Here is a 14764-nt window from a genome sequence, read left to right on the forward strand (position 1 = left end):
TTCGCAGGCTGCAGCGTGCGCGACGGATGCAGCGCAACATCACGCGCGATGCCAACAGCCGTGGCAACTCGCTACCACGTTCATCGCGTTGCCAATGGCTGTCGCGATGTCATGCCACCGTCAGCCGCGAACCCGGATAAGAATTTCCATAATGTAAAAATCGCGTGATGCATACGGCCGGCATCTTGCGGCGTATCAGGGTCTACGGTCGCCAGCCGGTGCCCGCTTAGCCAAAGGATCGCTGCCTCATGAAGACCTCATTGAAGTCGCTTGCCATTGCCGCCGCCATTGCCCTCACCACCGCAACGGCGCCGGTGTACGCCGCCTCCAACCCGATGGTGGGCGGTGCGCCGATGCTGGCCACCAAGGACATCGTCGACAACGCGGCCAACTCCAAGGATCACACCACCCTGGTCGCGGCGGTCAAGGCGGCCGGCCTGGTCGAAACCCTGAAAGGTCCGGGCCCGTTCACCGTCTTCGCCCCCACCAACGCCGCCTTCGCCGCCTTGCCGGCCGGCACCGTCGATACGCTGTTGAAGCCCGAATCCAGGCCCACCCTGACCAAGGTGCTCACCTATCACGTGGTGCCGGGCAAGGTGGATGCGGCCTCGCTGATCGCCAAGATCAAGGCCGGCGGTGGCAGCGCCATGCTGACCACCGTGCAGGGTGAATCGCTCACCGCAAGGCTCAACGGCAAGAAAGTCACCCTGACCGACGCCAAGGGCAATACCGCCACCGTCACCACTGCCGATGTCATGCAGAGCAATGGCGTGATCCACGTGATCGACAAGGTCTTGATGCCGTAAGCGCTGCATGCAGTCGGCCGGCCGGCACGAGCGGGCGGCCATGCAGTGCAGTCTTCGAGCAACGTGTCATGCAGGGGCGCCCCGGCCCGCGCGATGCGTCATTGGGATGCCTTACCGCATGCCGTGGCGCCCCTGCACCTTCGCGGCAACTGCGGTGTGCGTTTCCTTGAGCCCTGCGCAAGGCGCGTCGTCGCAGCCTGCACCATCACCGCAACGCGGCGGTGACCGAACGCGCGGCATGCCGCGCGTTCGCTTGGTGTCAACCGACCAGCGACACCGTGCGCGTGCACGCGCATTTTTTTTGGCCAGGCGTTGTTGCGTTGCCCAGGCATTCTTGGAATTTTTCCGCGTGTTTGTTGGTGCCCGACGGCATTGCTGTCGCTTGCATGCTGCAACATCAGCCTACGCATGCTTTCTGGATGTTGTTAGCCGCTCTAAGCGTTATTGACGCCAGAAAGTGACACTGCGCCTGGCGCCGACAGCAGTTGACGCAGGTCCTCCACAAAGCCGCGATACCCCTGCTCACGCGCCGGCTCCGATCCCTGCCGCAGCACCCAGGATGGATGCACCGTGGCCAGCACCGGTGTGCCATCGTCCAGGCGCTGCCACTGCCCGCGCTGCTGCATCAGCCGAAACCTGCTGCCCAGCACTGCCTGTGCCGCGGTGGCGCCCAGGCACACGATCTGCGCGGGACGCACTTGGGCGCGCTCGGCCTGCAACCACCCGCTGCAGGCCTGCACATGCGTGCGCTCGGGATTGCGATGCAGGCGGCGCTTGCCGCGTTGCTCGAAGCGGAAGTGCTTGACCGCATTGGTGACGTAGAACGTACTGCGATCCACGCCCAACTCGCCCAGGGCCATCGTGAACAAGCGCCCGGCAGGCCCGACAAAGGGACGCCCGCTCAGGTCTTCTTCGTCGCCGGGCTGCTCGCCGATCACCATCACCGCTGCATCCTCCGGCCCTTCGCCGAAGACGGTCTGGGTGGCCGGCTGCCACAACTCGCAGCGCCGGCAATCGCGCGCCGCCGCGCGCAACTGCGCGATGCTCTGCGTCGCCTCGACGGCAGCAGGTACCGGCGCCACCGGCACGCGGCGGCGTACCGGCTCGGGCGCGCGCTCGGCCATCTCGCGCACGCGCACCCCGGCCTCGCGGATCAGCTCCGGCAGCAAGGCTGCTTCGGGCAGGTTTTTCCAGTATTTCTGCGGCATTTCCTGCCGCATCATGGTGGGATTGAGCCGCGCCGGATTGAAGATGTGCGCATAGTAGGTGCGCCACAGGGCCTCCTGCGCGTCGTCGGCCGGCACCTGCGTACGCACGGCCCCCTCGCCGAACGCCAGGGCCTGCCCATCCCAGCGCACGCTGCGATACGGGGTGAGGATCGCCCAGCGCATGCCGGCAAAACGCCGTGCGAAGAACGGGGCAACGCGGTCCACGATGTGATGTTCCGGCTCGAACCAGGCCACGAAGTCTTCTTCGTCGCCCGGCAGCCGGCGAAAGCGCACGAACGCCTTCATCTTGTGGCTGTCGCGTTGCACCGCCTTCTGCCATTGCCGCAAGCGATGCACATCCACATCGGTAGCACGCTCCAGCAGCGCCTTCTCGCCCGAGGCAATCCGCCACAACAATCGATACAGCACCGCATGCCGCTGCGGATCGCGATGGCACAGCACCGATGCGGCCAGCTGCATGAAATCCGCCGACACCCGCGGCGGCGCGGCCACCACCGGCAATTCCAACAACCCCTGGCCCATCAGCAACCCACCCTGCGCGCCCCCATTCCACGCCACATGGTCAGGCTCCACCTGCGCACACCACCCCGCCCGCGCCAACGCACGCCACGCCTCGAAACTCCACGCAGGTTCCACCTCAGCGCTGAACATCGTCTACACCTGGCCTCACGATTCTCGCCATCGCCTTCGCTTTACGGGCAGCACCCAGGACTTTCCACTGCTGCGTGCGGCCCTACCCTCACCCGCCCTTCAGGCACCTTCTCCCGACGGGAGAAGGGACAGGCATCAATCGAACAGACTCGCCTGCCGAGGCGCAGGCGCCAACTGCGCCCGCAACCGCACCGGATCATCCAGGCGTTGCCGCGGATGATGATCCAGCACACTCACGAACGGCAGCAGCTTCTTCATCGGCACCCGCAACCGCGCCAGATCGCCCACACGCAGGCGCGCATGCCGGCGCGACAGCAGCAGCCGCTCCACATTGCGCGTGCCCAGGCCCGGCACCCGCAGCAGCATCTCGCGCGGCGCCACATTCAGATCCACCGGAAAGCGTTCGGGATTGCGCAACGCCCAGGCCAGCTTCGGATCCACGTCCAGATCCAGCATGCCGCTGGACTGCGCCGGCGCGATCTCTTCCACGCTGAACTCGTAGAACCGCAGCAACCAGTCGGCCTGGTACAGCCGATGCTCGCGCTGTAGCGGTGGCGCCTGCAGCGGCAGCTTGGAGGAGGCATCGGGGATCGGGCTGAAGGCCGAGTAATACACCCGCCTCATGCGGTAATTTCCGTACAGGTTGTGACTGGTGTCCAGGATGCTGCGGTCGTTGGCATCGTCGGCGCCAACGATCATCTGCGTGCTCTGCCCGGCCGGGGCAAACCGTGGCGGCTTGGCGCGGCGCACGGTTTGGGTCTTGCGCTCGAGCTGGTTTTCCTCGATGCGCCAGCGCAGCTCGCCCATGGCCGAGCGGATGCCGCCGACGCTTTTTTCCGGCGCCAGTTGCGTCAGGCCCTGCTCGGTGGGCAGTTCCACATTGATGCTCAGGCGGTCCGCATAGCGGCCGGCCGCGGCCAGCAGGTCCGGCGCGGCCTCGGGAATGGTCTTGAGATGGATATAGCCGGCGAAGTGATGCTCTTCGCGCAACTGCCGCGCCACTTCCACCAGCTGCTCCATGGTGTAGTCGGAGTTGCGGATGATGCCGCTGGACAGGAACAGGCCTTCGATGTAATTGCGCTTGTAGAAATCCAGCGTCAGCGTGACCACTTCTTCCGGCGTGAAGCGCGCGCGGCGCACGTTGCTGGACACGCGATTGACGCAGTACGCGCAGTCGAAGATGCAAAAATTGGTCAGCAGGATCTTCAACAGCGACACGCAACGGCCATCGGGCGTATACGAGTGGCAGATGCCCATGCCCTCGGTACTGCCGATACCGCCGGTGCCCAGCGAGTTGCGCTTGTTGGCGCCACTGGAGGCGCAGGACGCGTCGTATTTGGCGGCGTCGGCGAGGACGGCGAGCTTGTCGAGGATTTTCACGCGGGCAGCATGCACCCTGGGCGTCTCAGCCTATGAGACTGCGATGCAGCTGATCGTGAATGCTTCAGAGCATGCGGGTACAGCCACGGCTGCAGCTGCTGCGTGCCTGCTCAGGCGGCGAGCGCGGTGTCGCCGTCGAAGCGGTAGATGTCCATCGCCAGAAAGCCCTGGTCGATACCGGCATCGATGCGCTGTGCGCCGAGGCGGTCGCTTCCGGCGGCGCCCATCGCCACATACAGCGGCAGCAGATGCTCGTCGCTGGGATGCGCCCGCTCGGCAAACGGTGCCTGGCGACGGTAGTCGAGCAATGCCGGGATGTCGTCGTCCAGCAGCTTGCGCTCGGTCCAGTCGATGAAGGGCCGCACGTACGGCGCTTCACGCTCGGTGCCGTAGCCGTGGCGAAAATCGTGCAGGTTGTGGGTGATGCTGCCGGAGCCGATCACCAACACCCCCTCCTCGCGCAGCGGCGCCAGCGCGCGCCCCAGCGCGAACTGATGGGCCGGGCCAAGTTCTGGCTGGATCGACAGCGATACCACCGCAATCTCCGCCGCCGGATACAGCAGCCGCAACGGCACCCACACGCCATGGTCGAAGCCCCGCTGCGGGTCCAGTTGCGGATGCAGCCCCGCCTGCTCCAGCCGCCGCGCGATCTGCTGCGCCAGTGCTGGCTCGCCAGGTGCCGGATAGCTCAGCTCATACAGCGGCGCAGGGAAGCCGCCGAAGTCATGGATGGTGCTGGGCCGCGCCGCGCTGCTGACCAGTGGGCGGCGCCCCAGCCAGTGTGCACTGGCCACGACGATGGCGCGTGGCCGCGGCAGCAGCTCACGCAGTTCGGTCAGACGCTGCCCCACCTGCCCCGGCTGCAGGGCAGTCATCGGCGATCCGTGCGAGATGTACAGCGATGGCAGGCGATGCATGGATAGCTCCTTGAAGGAACGGCAGGGGTTGGTGCGTCGGCGTCAGCGCACACGCGCCATCGCCCCAGCGAATACCCGCCGCCTGGTCGGGCCGCGGACTGGGAACAGGGCACGCAGTGCGGCAGCGCCGCTCCATGGGCAGTCGTTCCAGGCGGGGCACGGGGATGGACATGACGGGCGCTTCATAAAACCGCTCCAGCGTATTACCTGCAAATTTCTGATAAAGACATCTACTTCAGATAATTTATTGCGAGCAAGGCAACAATCAGACACCCGTGGATACCCTGGATGCGATGCGTGTATTCACTGCCGTGGCCGAGCGCAGCGGCTTCAGCGCCGCTGCCGAGGCGCTGGATCGCTCCACCGCCAGCGTCACCCGGCAGGTTGCCGCGCTGGAACAACGGCTGGGCACCCGCCTGCTCAACCGCACCACGCGCCGGGTCAGCCTGACCAGCGCCGGCACCCCGAAGCACCCGTCGGATCTGGCCGGGCACGAATGCCTGCTCTACCACTACTCGCCGAACGGCGATGAGGTGCGCTTTCATGGGCCGGACGGCGAGCTCGCCGTACGCATTCATGGCGGCCTGCGCGCCAACAACGGCCATGTGCTCAATGCGGCGGCGCTGGCCGGCCAGGGCATCGTGATACAGCCGGATTTCCTGGCCGATGCGCATCTGGCCAGCGGCCGCCTGCAACGCATTCTTCCCGAGTACGACCTTGACGGCGTCGGGATCTTCGCCGTGTACGCCAGCCGCAACCACCTGGCACCGAAGGTCCGCAGCTTCATCGATTACCTGATCGACTGCCTGGCCGACCCGGCGCCCGGCTGAACGGCTCCGACAACAGTTCGTCCCGTGCGCGGTCATTTTCCTGTCGCGGTGGGTGCGCCCACAATCGGGTCCCTTCGTTCAACAGGAGCGTCCATGAGCAAGATCGCCATCGTGTACTTCAGCGGCTACGGCCATACCGCAAAACAGGCCGAAGCCGTGCATGCAGGCGCCGCCAGCGTGGCCGAGGCGACGCTGTACCGCATCGGCCAGGATGGCAACCTGCCCGACGGCGCGTGGGACGCCATCGGTGCCGCCGACGCCATCATCTATGGCAGCCCCACCTACATGGGCGGCCCGGCATGGCAGTTCAAGAAATTTGCCGACGACAGTTCCAAGCCGTGGTTTGCGCAGGCGTGGAAGGACAAGGTCGCGGCCGGCTTCACCAACTCGGCCTCGGCGAACGGCGACAAGTACGCCACCATCCAGTACCTGTGGACGCTGTCCCAGCAACACGGGCAGGTCTGGGTCGGCACCGGCCTGCCGCCGTCCAACACCAAGGCGCACGGGCCGCAGGACGTGAACTGGACCGGCGGCTGGGGCGGTGCGCTGGCCATTTCGCCATCGGACGCCTCGCCGGACGAGGCACCGCGCGCAGGCGATCTGGAAACTGCCCGGCTGTTCGGCAAGCGCGTTGCCGAATTCGCCAACAAGCTCAGCGGCTGAGCCAGCAGCAGCCGTGCGCATCCGCCTTGGCGCAGGCGGATGCGCGCAGGTGACAGCTCACCGTCGGGCCGCATGCGCGGGACCAGCACGCCAGTGCGGGTGGATCGTTGCGCTTGTCACCACCAGGCAGCCTGCACATCACCGGCACGGTACCGGCGGCGATCCACCGCGCGCGTTGTCGCGGCTGACCAGGCCCTGGTGTTCGAGGCAGGCGGTTGGCCGATGACGTGCGGCGCTGGCCCCGGCACCTTAGCGCTCGAACCACATCGCGCTAACGCGCACCACATCACCCTGCCCGCCTACCCTGCTGCACGGAGCTCTCCCCCTCATGCAAACCCGCACGCTTGGCCGTTCCGGCCCCACCGTTTCCGCACTTGGCCTGGGCTGCATGGGCATGAGCGCGTTCTATGGCGATCGCAGCGATGAAGCGGCGTCGATCGCGGTGATCCATCGCGCACTCGACCGTGGCGTCAGCCTGCTCGATACCGCCGACATGTACGGCCCGCATACAAACGAAGTGCTGGTCGGCAAGGCGATTGCCACGCGCCGGCACGAGGTCTTCCTGGCCACGAAGTTCGGCATCAAGCTCGATCCCAACAACCCCGAAGTGCGCGGCATCGATGGCAGCCCGGCCTATGTGCAATCAGCCTGCGAGGCCAGCCTGCGTCGCCTGGGCGTGGAGCACATCGACCTGTACTACCAGCATCGCGTGGACCCCAACGTGCCGATCGAAGACACCGTCGGGGCGATGTCGCGCCTGGTCGAACAGGGCAAGGTGCGCTTCCTCGGCTTGTCCGAAGCGGCCGACACCACCATCCGCCGTGCGCATGCGGTGCATCCCATCACTGCGGTACAGACCGAATATTCGCTGTGGTCGCGCGAGCCGGAACACAATGGCGTGTTCGCCACCGTGCGTGAACTGGGCATCGGCTTCGTGCCGTACTCGCCGCTGGGGCGCGGTTTCCTCACCGGTGCGTTCTCCTCGCCCGACGACTTCGATGCCGACGACTACCGCCGCCATTCGCCGCGTTTCCAGGGCGAAAACTTCACCCGCAACCTGCAGCTGGTGGAGCAGGTCAAGGCGATTGCCGCCGACAAGGGCATCACGCCCGGGCAACTGGCCCTGGCCTGGGTGCTGGCACAGGGCCAGGACCTGGTCCCCATCCCCGGCACCAAGCGCCTGGCCTATCTGGAAGAGAACCTCGCCGCGCTCGACGTGGCATTGATGCCCGACGAACTGGCGCGCATCGATGCGATCTTTCCGCCCCAGGCCGCGTCCGGCACCCGGTATCCCGAAGCGACCATGGGCTCGGTGCATCGCTGAGAACCACTGCATGGCCGCCTTATGGCGGCGGCCATGCAGTCGGGCTCATGCGGTCAATGCAGGCAGCGATCTGCGGGAAGTAGACCGCCCGGCCTTGCAAGCGGTCTATACGTGGCAGGCGCTGCACCATTGCTCAGGATGCGCCCGCATCACGGCAGCGGATCAGCACGGTGGCTGCTCACTCACACCACCGCATCGCCACCGCCGCCACACTGACCGCCATCTTTCCACGGGCCGCACCCATGCTGTCGTTCGTGATCCCCGCCCATAACGAGGCCGCCCTGATCGGCGACACCCTGCACTGCCTGCATGCCTGCGCGCAGGCAATGCAGCTGGACTACGAAGTGATCGTGGTGGCCGATGCCTGCGACGACGACACCGCCGCCATCGCACGCGCCACCGGTGCACAGGTACTGGACGTGCAGCTACGGCATATCGCCGCCACCCGCAACGCAGGTGCGCAGGCCGCGCGTGGCGAGCGCCTGCTGTTCCTGGATGCCGACACCCAGGTCAACCCGCAGGTGGTTGGCGCAGCGCTGCAGGCGCTGGATGCCGGCGCGGTGGGTGGCGGCGCGCAGGTCCACCTGCATGGCGAACGCGCGTGGTTCGAACGCACTGCGCAGGCCATCTTCGGCTGGCTGTTCCGCATTGCCGGCATCGCGCCGGGGTGCTTTCTGTTCTGCACCCGCGTGGCCTTCATCGGTGCGGGCGGCTTCGATACGCGCTATTACGCCGGCGAAGATGTGGCACTGAGCCGCGCGCTGGCGCGCTGCGGACGCTTCGTGATCCTGCGCCAGACCGTGCATACCTCGGACCGCAAGTTGCGCAGTTTTTCCAAGCGTGAGCACCTGGGTTTGCTGCTGCGCTTTCTATGGCGCGGGCGACGCATGCTGCAGACCCGCGACGCGCTGGGCTTCTGGTACCAGCGGCGGCGCTGAACCGGGCGTGTCCATGGCCGGCGATCACGCACCGGTGCCTGCCCTCGAATCGGGACGTGGCACCGCAGGCCACTTACACTGCCGTTCTCGTTCCGGTTTCGAGTTGCACTGCATGGCTTCTTTTCACCGCCCTGTCCTGATCGCTGCCATGGCTGCCGCGGCCCTGAGCACTGCAGCGTGCCACCGCGAGGGCGCCGCGCCTGCGGGCGATACGCATGCCACGCCGCCGCCCAGCGCACCCAAGCTTGGCCAGTTCGGTTTCGATACCGCAGGCATGGACCGCAGCGTGGCCGCTGGCGACGACTTCTTCGGCCATGCCAATGGCGGCTGGGTCAAGCGCACCCAGATTCCCGACGACCGCTCCAGTTTCAACAGCTTCGTCAGCATCGCCATCGACACCGAACGCCACAGCCGCGACATCATCGAAGGCGCCGCCGCCAACGACCGCCTCACCGGCGAAGACAAGCAGATCGGTGATTACTACGCCGCCTACATGGACGAAGCCAGCATCGAGGCCAAGGGCGTGCGTCCGGTCCAACCCGAACTGGATGCGATTGCGCACCTGGACGACAAGCAGGCACTGGCGCGCACCCTGGGCGGGCAATTACGCGCCGACGTGGATCTGCTCAACGCGACCAATTTCCATACCGACCGTCTGTTCGGCCTGTGGGTCTCGCAGGATCTGCACCACCCCGGCCGCTACGCGCCCTATCTGGTGCAGGGCGGCCTGGGCATGCCCGAGCGCAGCTTCTACCTGGACGGCGGGCGCATGGCGCAGCTGCGCGATGCCTACCGCACGCATATCGTCAAGCTGCTGGAGCTGGCCGGCATCGACGACGCACAGGCCAGGGCCGAGCACATCGTGGCGCTTGAAACGGCGATGGCGCGCGTGCATGCCAGCCCCGAGCAGACCAACAACGTCCAGGCCGGTGCAAACGCCTGGACGCAGGCCGATTTTGCCCAACAGGCACCGGGCCTGGACTGGGGCGTGTTCTTCGATGCCGCAGGTCTCAAGGCACAGCAGGATTTCATCGTCTGGCAGCCACAGGCGATCAGCGGGCTGTCGGCGCTGGTGCACTCCGAACCGCTGCAGACCTGGAAGGACTATCTGAGTTTTCGTGCGCTCGATCGTGCCTCGCCGTACCTGTCCAAGGCGTTTGCCGATGAGCGCTTCGCGTTCTACGGCAGCACCCTGGAGGGCACGCCGCAGCAGCGCCAGCGCTGGAAGCGCGGCATCGACGCCACCAACGCCGCACTGGGTGAAGCGGTGGGCAAGCGCTACGTGCAGAAATACGTCAGCGCGCAGACCAAGGCGCGCGCCGAAGAGATGGTCAAGAACCTGATCGCCGCATTCGGCAAGCGCATCGATGCGCTGGAATGGATGACTCCGCAGACCAAGCAGCACGCCAAGGCCAAGATCGCCGGCTTGACGGTGGCGGTGGGCTACCCGGACAGCTGGCGCGACTACAGTGCGCTGGATGTGCGGCGCGACGATGCGCTGGGCAACGTGGAACGCGCCGGCCTGTTCGAGTACCGCCGCAATCTTGCCAAGCTCGGCAAGGCCGTCGATCACCGCGAGTGGTACATGCTGCCGCAGGAGGTCAATGCGCTGAACGTGCCGCTGGAAAATCGCCTGATCTTCCCCGCCGCGATCCTGCAACCGCCGTTCTTCGACCCGGCCGCCGACGATGCGGTGAACTACGGCGCCATCGGTGCGGTGATCGGCCACGAGATCAGCCACAGCTTCGACAACATGGGCGCCCTGTTCGACGAGCACGGCGAACTCCATAACTGGTGGACGCCACAGGACCTGAAGAAGTTCGAAGCCGCCGGCAATGCGCTTGCCGCGCAGTTTGGTACCTACAAGCCGTTCGACGATCTATCGGTCAACGGCAAGCTGACCCTGGGCGAGAACATCGCCGATGTCGCCGGCCTGGCAACGGCTTACGACGCCTATCAGTTGTCGCTGCAGGGCAAGCAGCCACAGACCATCGACGGCTTCAGCCCGGACCAGCGCTTTTTCCTCGGCTTTGCGCAGGCCTGGCGCGGCAAGTACCGCGACGCCGCGCTGCGCAATGCGGTGCTCACCGACGTGCATGCACCCGGACGCTTCCGGGCGCAGACCGTGCGCAACCTGGACGCCTGGTATCCGGCTTTCGACGTGACGCAAGGCCAGCAGCTGTATCTGGCACCGGAGCAGCGGGTCAGGATCTGGTAGTGACGGTCGCCGCAGGCGCCATCCGCCACCGTCACGACCGCTTGGGCCACTCCAGCAACATGGCCGGGGGGAGCTGCATGCGACGGCATGCGCGCGCGGACAGGCCATCGCGCAATGCGGTGCGGAACAGCGGCGACAGGCTGCGCAACACGCGCGCCGAGACACGTGCCTGGGCACGCTGGGTGGCGGTGCGGCCGAGCATGTCGCCGGCCCAGTCGGGTAGCAATGCGCTGCCGGCACCAAGAAACACGCCGCGCGACAAGCCAGCCGCCGGCACCGGCAACTGGATGCCGGTGAGGATGTCGAGCACCTCGCGCGAACGGGCGTCCAGGCGGAGTTCGCCGCGCACCGAGGCGAAATAGGCCTCCACCTGGGCCTCGCTGGCAGGCACGGCGCTGGCGCCCAGCGCTTCGGCCACGCGCCGTGCTTCGTCGTAGTAGCGGTCGGCAATGGCCACCGGCACCTCGCGGCAATAGCGACGGCAGCCCTGCAGGAAGCCATAGGCCTCGGTGACATGCACCCAGGTCAGCAGCGCAGGGTCGTTGGCCTCGTAGGGCACGCCGTCGGCGGTGTGGCCACGGATCTGCGCGTGGATGCGCCGCACGCGCGCGATGAGCTGTTCGGCCTCGGCCTGTGGCGCGTAGGTGGTGCCGGCCACGAAGTTGGTGGTGCGGCGCAGCCGCCCGATCAGGTCGGAGCGGAAGTTGGAATGGTCGTAGACACCGGCCAGCGCGCGCGGGTGCAGCAGCTGCAGCATCAATGCGCACAACCCGCCGGACAGCATGCCCGGAAATTCCGAATGCACGCGCCAGGTGACGCTATCGGGCCCGAACAGGCCGGGGTCGCCCAGCGGCTGGTCGTACTCGATGCTGCTCTGGCCACGCGGAAACGCGCCCAGCACCCAGCGGCGGATCTGTTCGGCGGCGGGGGCGGTGAGCGTGCGTAGAACCGAAGACATGCCGCGATGGTACCGGCTTGCCTGTCGTCAGGTCTCATGTCGTCTCGCCGACCAGGCGTACCGCGCCTGGCGGAGCCGGTCGAGATGGCGTACCCGCCGCACCGTCCGGTGTGCAGTGCAGCAAGATCGCCCGCCCAGGCGACGCCCGGCGTTGCGCTGCGGCCGCCAAACCGCCTGAATTCAGCGTTTTGTGCGCGACTGCGCAGGATTGCGCGGCCAGCGGTTCGCTCCAGGCATTGCCATGCACAGCGAAAGTGCTAGAACTAGGGGCGTCCGATATCCGCCCCGCATCGTCCGGCGGCGCGTCGGTCGCTCCAGGGCACCAGCCAGCACCGGTGCAGCAAGCCGCTCGTACCAGCCATCCGTCAGGAGCTTGTCATGATCGCTTTGTTCCAGGGTTTGGGCCTGCTATTGCAGGACAACGCACTCCATCGGCGCTCCTTCGACGAGCAGGTCGCCTTCTGGCGCGACAAGACCGATGAGCAGCTCGACGAAGAGCTCGATCTGCTCAAGGTGGCCAAGAAACAGTGGGTCATCGCCTCGATCATCGGCTGGCAGGCGATCTCGCTGGTCCTGCTCGGTGTCATCACCCATCAGCTGTGGCAGAACGACTACCACCTCACCTTCAGTCGCATCGTCATCATCTTTACCTCGTGGGTGTCGATCCTGTTCATCATGTGGTACATCGCCGACCTGTTCGATCACAGCGCAGGCTTCGAGCGCTGGCTGCGCGCCTTCAACAGCCGCGCACGCGTGACGCCGGATGCCGACTCGGTCGAATGCGTTGCCGACGCATTGGACATGACGCGTCGCTATCCGGAGATACTGCGCTACAAGCAGGAGGTGACCTCCAGGCGCGAGCTGCGCCACGAGGACATCGTCAACATGCGCGAGATGGGCCGGCTGCGCCGCTATACCGAATTGCTGCGCGATCTGGAACGTTTCGATGGCGCGCCGCGCCTGGTGGCCAACGCGGGGTAGACGACGCACCACGCCCAAGGTCTGCAGTCAGGCGGGATGTGCGTTGAACAGCGGGTCAGATACACAAGAACGGCCGGTGCACACGCGCCGGCCGTTCTTGTTCGCGTCTTGATCAGAGCCTGGAGAGGCCGCTGTCGCTACATCCGAACTACCCAGGTCAGTGGATGCAGCGTCGCACCAGGCGCGCACGGCACAACTGCACGCCTGCAGACAGGGATGCCCAAACCACTCAAGCCCGCGCCACCGCCTGTTCCACCGACGGGGTACGCCAGCCGCTGCGCACGCCCCAGATGTAGAACGCCGCGCCAACTGCCGCGACCACCGCCAGGTCGGTACCGTAGTTCAGGTAGCCATGGCCGCCGAAGTCGGTGCTGCCGGCCCAGGACAGCAGCGCGATCGTCGGCAGGTAGCAGATCATCCAGGCCGCGCCCTTGAGGTTGCGGCGCAGGTCCGGCCAGCCCTGCTTGGCCTGGTAGTAGCAGTACACCGGCAGCGCCACGACCATCAACAAGATGATCTCGCCGGTCAGCGGCCAGCGCGCCCAGTACAGCAGCTCGGTGGCCATCACGAACGCCACGCCAGCCAGTACCGGCAATGCGGCGATGCGCAACGGGCGATGCAGCTCCGGTGCGTGGCGACGCAGCGCCATCGCGCTGATCGGGCCGGTGAGGTAGGAAATGATGGTGGCCACCGAGATCACCGCAGCCAATGTGCCCCAGCCGCGGAAGAAGAACAGGAACACGAACGACACCGCCAGGTTGAAGAACATCGCCATGCGCGGCACGCCCCACACCGGGTGCAGCTTGCCCAGCACGGCCGGCATGGTGCCGTTCTTTTCCATGCCGTAGACCATGCGCGCGGTGGTGGCGGTGTAGGTGATGCCGGTGCCGCTGGGGCTGACGAACGCATCGATGTACAGCAGCATCGCCAGCCAGTGCAGGTTGACGATGATGGCCAGCTCGGCGAACGGCGAGCGGAAATCGATGCCGTGCCAGCCGGCCTTTGCCAACAGGTCCGGCGGCACCGCGCCGATGTAGGCCACCTGCAGGATCACGTAGACCAGCGTGGCCAGCGCGATCGAACCGAGCACCGCGAACGGGATGCTGCGGCCCGGGTTGCGCGCTTCGCCGGCCAGGTTCACCGGGCTCTGGAACCCGTTGAAGCTGAAGACGATGCCGGCGGTGGCCACCGCGGTGAGCACCGCGGCCAGATCGAGCACGTGCGCATCGCCGTGGATGCCGACGCCGAAGTTTTCGCTGTGGAAGCCGCTGGCGATCAAGGCAACGCCGGTCGCCGCCGGCACCACCAGCTTGAACACGGTGATCAAGGTATTGGAACGCGCGAACAGCTTGACGCTCCAGAAATTCAGGAAGAAGTAGACCAGCACCAGCACCGCGGAAATCAGCAGCCCGGGCACCGACAGTTCGCCGGCGCCGCCCGGCGCCTGCACGTACAGCCCTTGCGCCCAGGCCCAGGGCCAGGAGGCCATGTACTGCACCGAGGCTTCGGCTTCGACCGGGATCACCGAGACGATGGCGATCCAGTTGGCCCAGCCGGCGATGAAGCCCACCAGCGAGCCGTGCGAGTAATGGCTGTAGCGCACCATGCCGCCGGATTCGGGAAACATGGCGCCCAGCTCAGCGTAGGACAGCGCGATGGTGGTGATGATCGCCGCGCCCAGCATCCAGGCCCAGATCGCACCCGGACCGGCCAGCCCGGCTGCGCGCCAGGCGCCGAACAGCCAGCCAGAACCAATGATCGAGCCCAGGCCGGTGAGCATGAGCGCAAAGGGGCCGACGTCGCGGCGCAACGAATGTTCCGACATGAGAAGCCTGACAGTGATGGCGCCGTGAATCGGCACGAGCCGGC

The 14764-nt window shown here is 66.4% G+C and carries 12 protein-coding genes; 7 read left to right on the top strand and 5 right to left on the bottom strand.

Going from position 1 to position 14764, the window contains the following annotated elements; all coding sequences use genetic code 11:
• The first annotated feature begins 248 nt into the window (after window positions 1-248).
• Window positions 249-806, top strand: coding sequence for a fasciclin domain-containing protein (locus HG421_RS15595; RefSeq protein ID WP_169707158.1), 558 nt, complete (start codon window positions 249-251; stop codon window positions 804-806).
• Between the two features lie 434 nt (window positions 807-1240).
• On the opposite strand, the gene HG421_RS15600 is transcribed toward HG421_RS15595, so the two are convergent.
• From HG421_RS15600 to HG421_RS15610, 3 genes are all read right to left on the bottom strand, one after another.
• Window positions 1241-2686: a UdgX family uracil-DNA binding protein gene (locus tag HG421_RS15600; protein ID WP_169707159.1), complete on the bottom strand. Its 1446-nt coding sequence runs from the start codon at window positions 2684-2686 to the stop codon at window positions 1241-1243.
• 135 nt (window positions 2687-2821) lie between these two features.
• Entirely contained in the window at window positions 2822-4066 is a 1245-nt protein-coding gene (locus HG421_RS15605; protein ID WP_169707160.1) for a putative DNA modification/repair radical SAM protein, read from the bottom strand.
• 110 nt (window positions 4067-4176) lie between these two features.
• Complete coding sequence (locus HG421_RS15610) at window positions 4177-4983, bottom strand: dioxygenase family protein (RefSeq protein ID WP_169707161.1); 807 nt, start codon at window positions 4981-4983, stop codon at window positions 4177-4179.
• A 275-nt stretch (window positions 4984-5258) separates the two neighbouring features.
• Here HG421_RS15610 and HG421_RS15615 point away from each other — a divergent pair, with 275 nt between their 5' ends.
• The 5 genes from HG421_RS15615 to HG421_RS15635 all read left to right on the top strand — a co-directional run bounded on the left by HG421_RS15615 (window position 5259) and on the right by HG421_RS15635 (window position 10956).
• Window positions 5259-5813 carry a LysR family transcriptional regulator gene (locus HG421_RS15615; RefSeq protein ID WP_169707162.1) on the top strand — a complete coding sequence of 185 codons (555 nt, stop codon included), beginning with the start codon at window positions 5259-5261 and terminating at the stop codon, window positions 5811-5813.
• Between the two features lie 93 nt (window positions 5814-5906).
• Entirely contained in the window at window positions 5907-6476 is a 570-nt protein-coding gene (locus HG421_RS15620; protein ID WP_169707163.1) for a flavodoxin family protein, read from the top strand.
• A 328-nt stretch (window positions 6477-6804) separates the two neighbouring features.
• Window positions 6805-7800: an aldo/keto reductase gene (locus HG421_RS15625; protein ID WP_169707164.1), complete on the top strand. Its 996-nt coding sequence runs from the start codon at window positions 6805-6807 to the stop codon at window positions 7798-7800.
• Between the two features lie 242 nt (window positions 7801-8042).
• Window positions 8043-8738, top strand: coding sequence for a glycosyltransferase (locus tag HG421_RS15630; protein ID WP_169708226.1), 696 nt, complete (start codon window positions 8043-8045; stop codon window positions 8736-8738).
• 148 nt (window positions 8739-8886) lie between these two features.
• On the top strand, window positions 8887-10956 hold the full coding sequence (locus HG421_RS15635; RefSeq protein WP_169708227.1) for a M13 family metallopeptidase: 2070 nt from the start codon (window positions 8887-8889) through the stop codon (window positions 10954-10956).
• A gap of 31 nt (window positions 10957-10987) precedes the next feature.
• Here HG421_RS15635 and HG421_RS15640 read toward each other — a convergent pair whose 3' ends face one another.
• Window positions 10988-11914, bottom strand: a complete 927-nt coding sequence (locus HG421_RS15640) for an oxygenase MpaB family protein (RefSeq protein ID WP_169707165.1) — start codon at window positions 11912-11914, stop codon at window positions 10988-10990.
• A gap of 378 nt (window positions 11915-12292) precedes the next feature.
• On the opposite strand from HG421_RS15640, the gene HG421_RS15645 reads away from it, so the two are divergent.
• The gene (locus HG421_RS15645) at window positions 12293-12895 is read left to right on the top strand and encodes a hypothetical protein (protein ID WP_248279392.1); all 603 of its coding nucleotides are present in this window, start codon (window positions 12293-12295) and stop codon (window positions 12893-12895) included.
• A gap of 229 nt (window positions 12896-13124) precedes the next feature.
• On the opposite strand, the gene HG421_RS15650 is transcribed toward HG421_RS15645, so the two are convergent.
• Window positions 13125-14720: an APC family permease gene (locus HG421_RS15650; protein ID WP_169707166.1), complete on the bottom strand. Its 1596-nt coding sequence runs from the start codon at window positions 14718-14720 to the stop codon at window positions 13125-13127.
• Between the last annotated feature and the right edge of the window lie 44 nt (window positions 14721-14764).

Source organism: Xanthomonas campestris pv. badrii, assembly GCF_012848175.1.
In the GTDB taxonomy this organism is placed as follows: Bacteria; Pseudomonadota; Gammaproteobacteria; order Xanthomonadales; family Xanthomonadaceae; genus Xanthomonas; species Xanthomonas campestris_C.

What these genes read in the sequence shown, in the direction of transcription:
- HG421_RS15595 (WP_169707158.1), top strand. Translation starts at nt 249, where the DNA reads ATGAAGACCTCATTGAAGTCGCTTGCCATTGCCGCCGCCATTGCCCTC.
- HG421_RS15600 (WP_169707159.1), bottom strand. Translation starts at nt 2,686, where the DNA reads ATGTTCAGCGCTGAGGTGGAACCTGCGTGGAGTTTCGAGGCGTGGCGT.
- HG421_RS15610 (WP_169707161.1), bottom strand. Translation starts at nt 4,983, where the DNA reads ATGCATCGCCTGCCATCGCTGTACATCTCGCACGGATCGCCGATGACT.
- HG421_RS15620 (WP_169707163.1), top strand. Translation starts at nt 5,907, where the DNA reads ATGAGCAAGATCGCCATCGTGTACTTCAGCGGCTACGGCCATACCGCA.
- HG421_RS15625 (WP_169707164.1), top strand. Translation starts at nt 6,805, where the DNA reads ATGCAAACCCGCACGCTTGGCCGTTCCGGCCCCACCGTTTCCGCACTT.
- HG421_RS15630 (WP_169708226.1), top strand. Translation starts at nt 8,043, where the DNA reads ATGCTGTCGTTCGTGATCCCCGCCCATAACGAGGCCGCCCTGATCGGC.
- HG421_RS15635 (WP_169708227.1), top strand. Translation starts at nt 8,887, where the DNA reads ATGGCTGCCGCGGCCCTGAGCACTGCAGCGTGCCACCGCGAGGGCGCC.
- HG421_RS15640 (WP_169707165.1), bottom strand. Translation starts at nt 11,914, where the DNA reads ATGTCTTCGGTTCTACGCACGCTCACCGCCCCCGCCGCCGAACAGATC.
- HG421_RS15645 (WP_248279392.1), top strand. Translation starts at nt 12,293, where the DNA reads ATGATCGCTTTGTTCCAGGGTTTGGGCCTGCTATTGCAGGACAACGCA.
- HG421_RS15650 (WP_169707166.1), bottom strand. Translation starts at nt 14,720, where the DNA reads ATGTCGGAACATTCGTTGCGCCGCGACGTCGGCCCCTTTGCGCTCATG.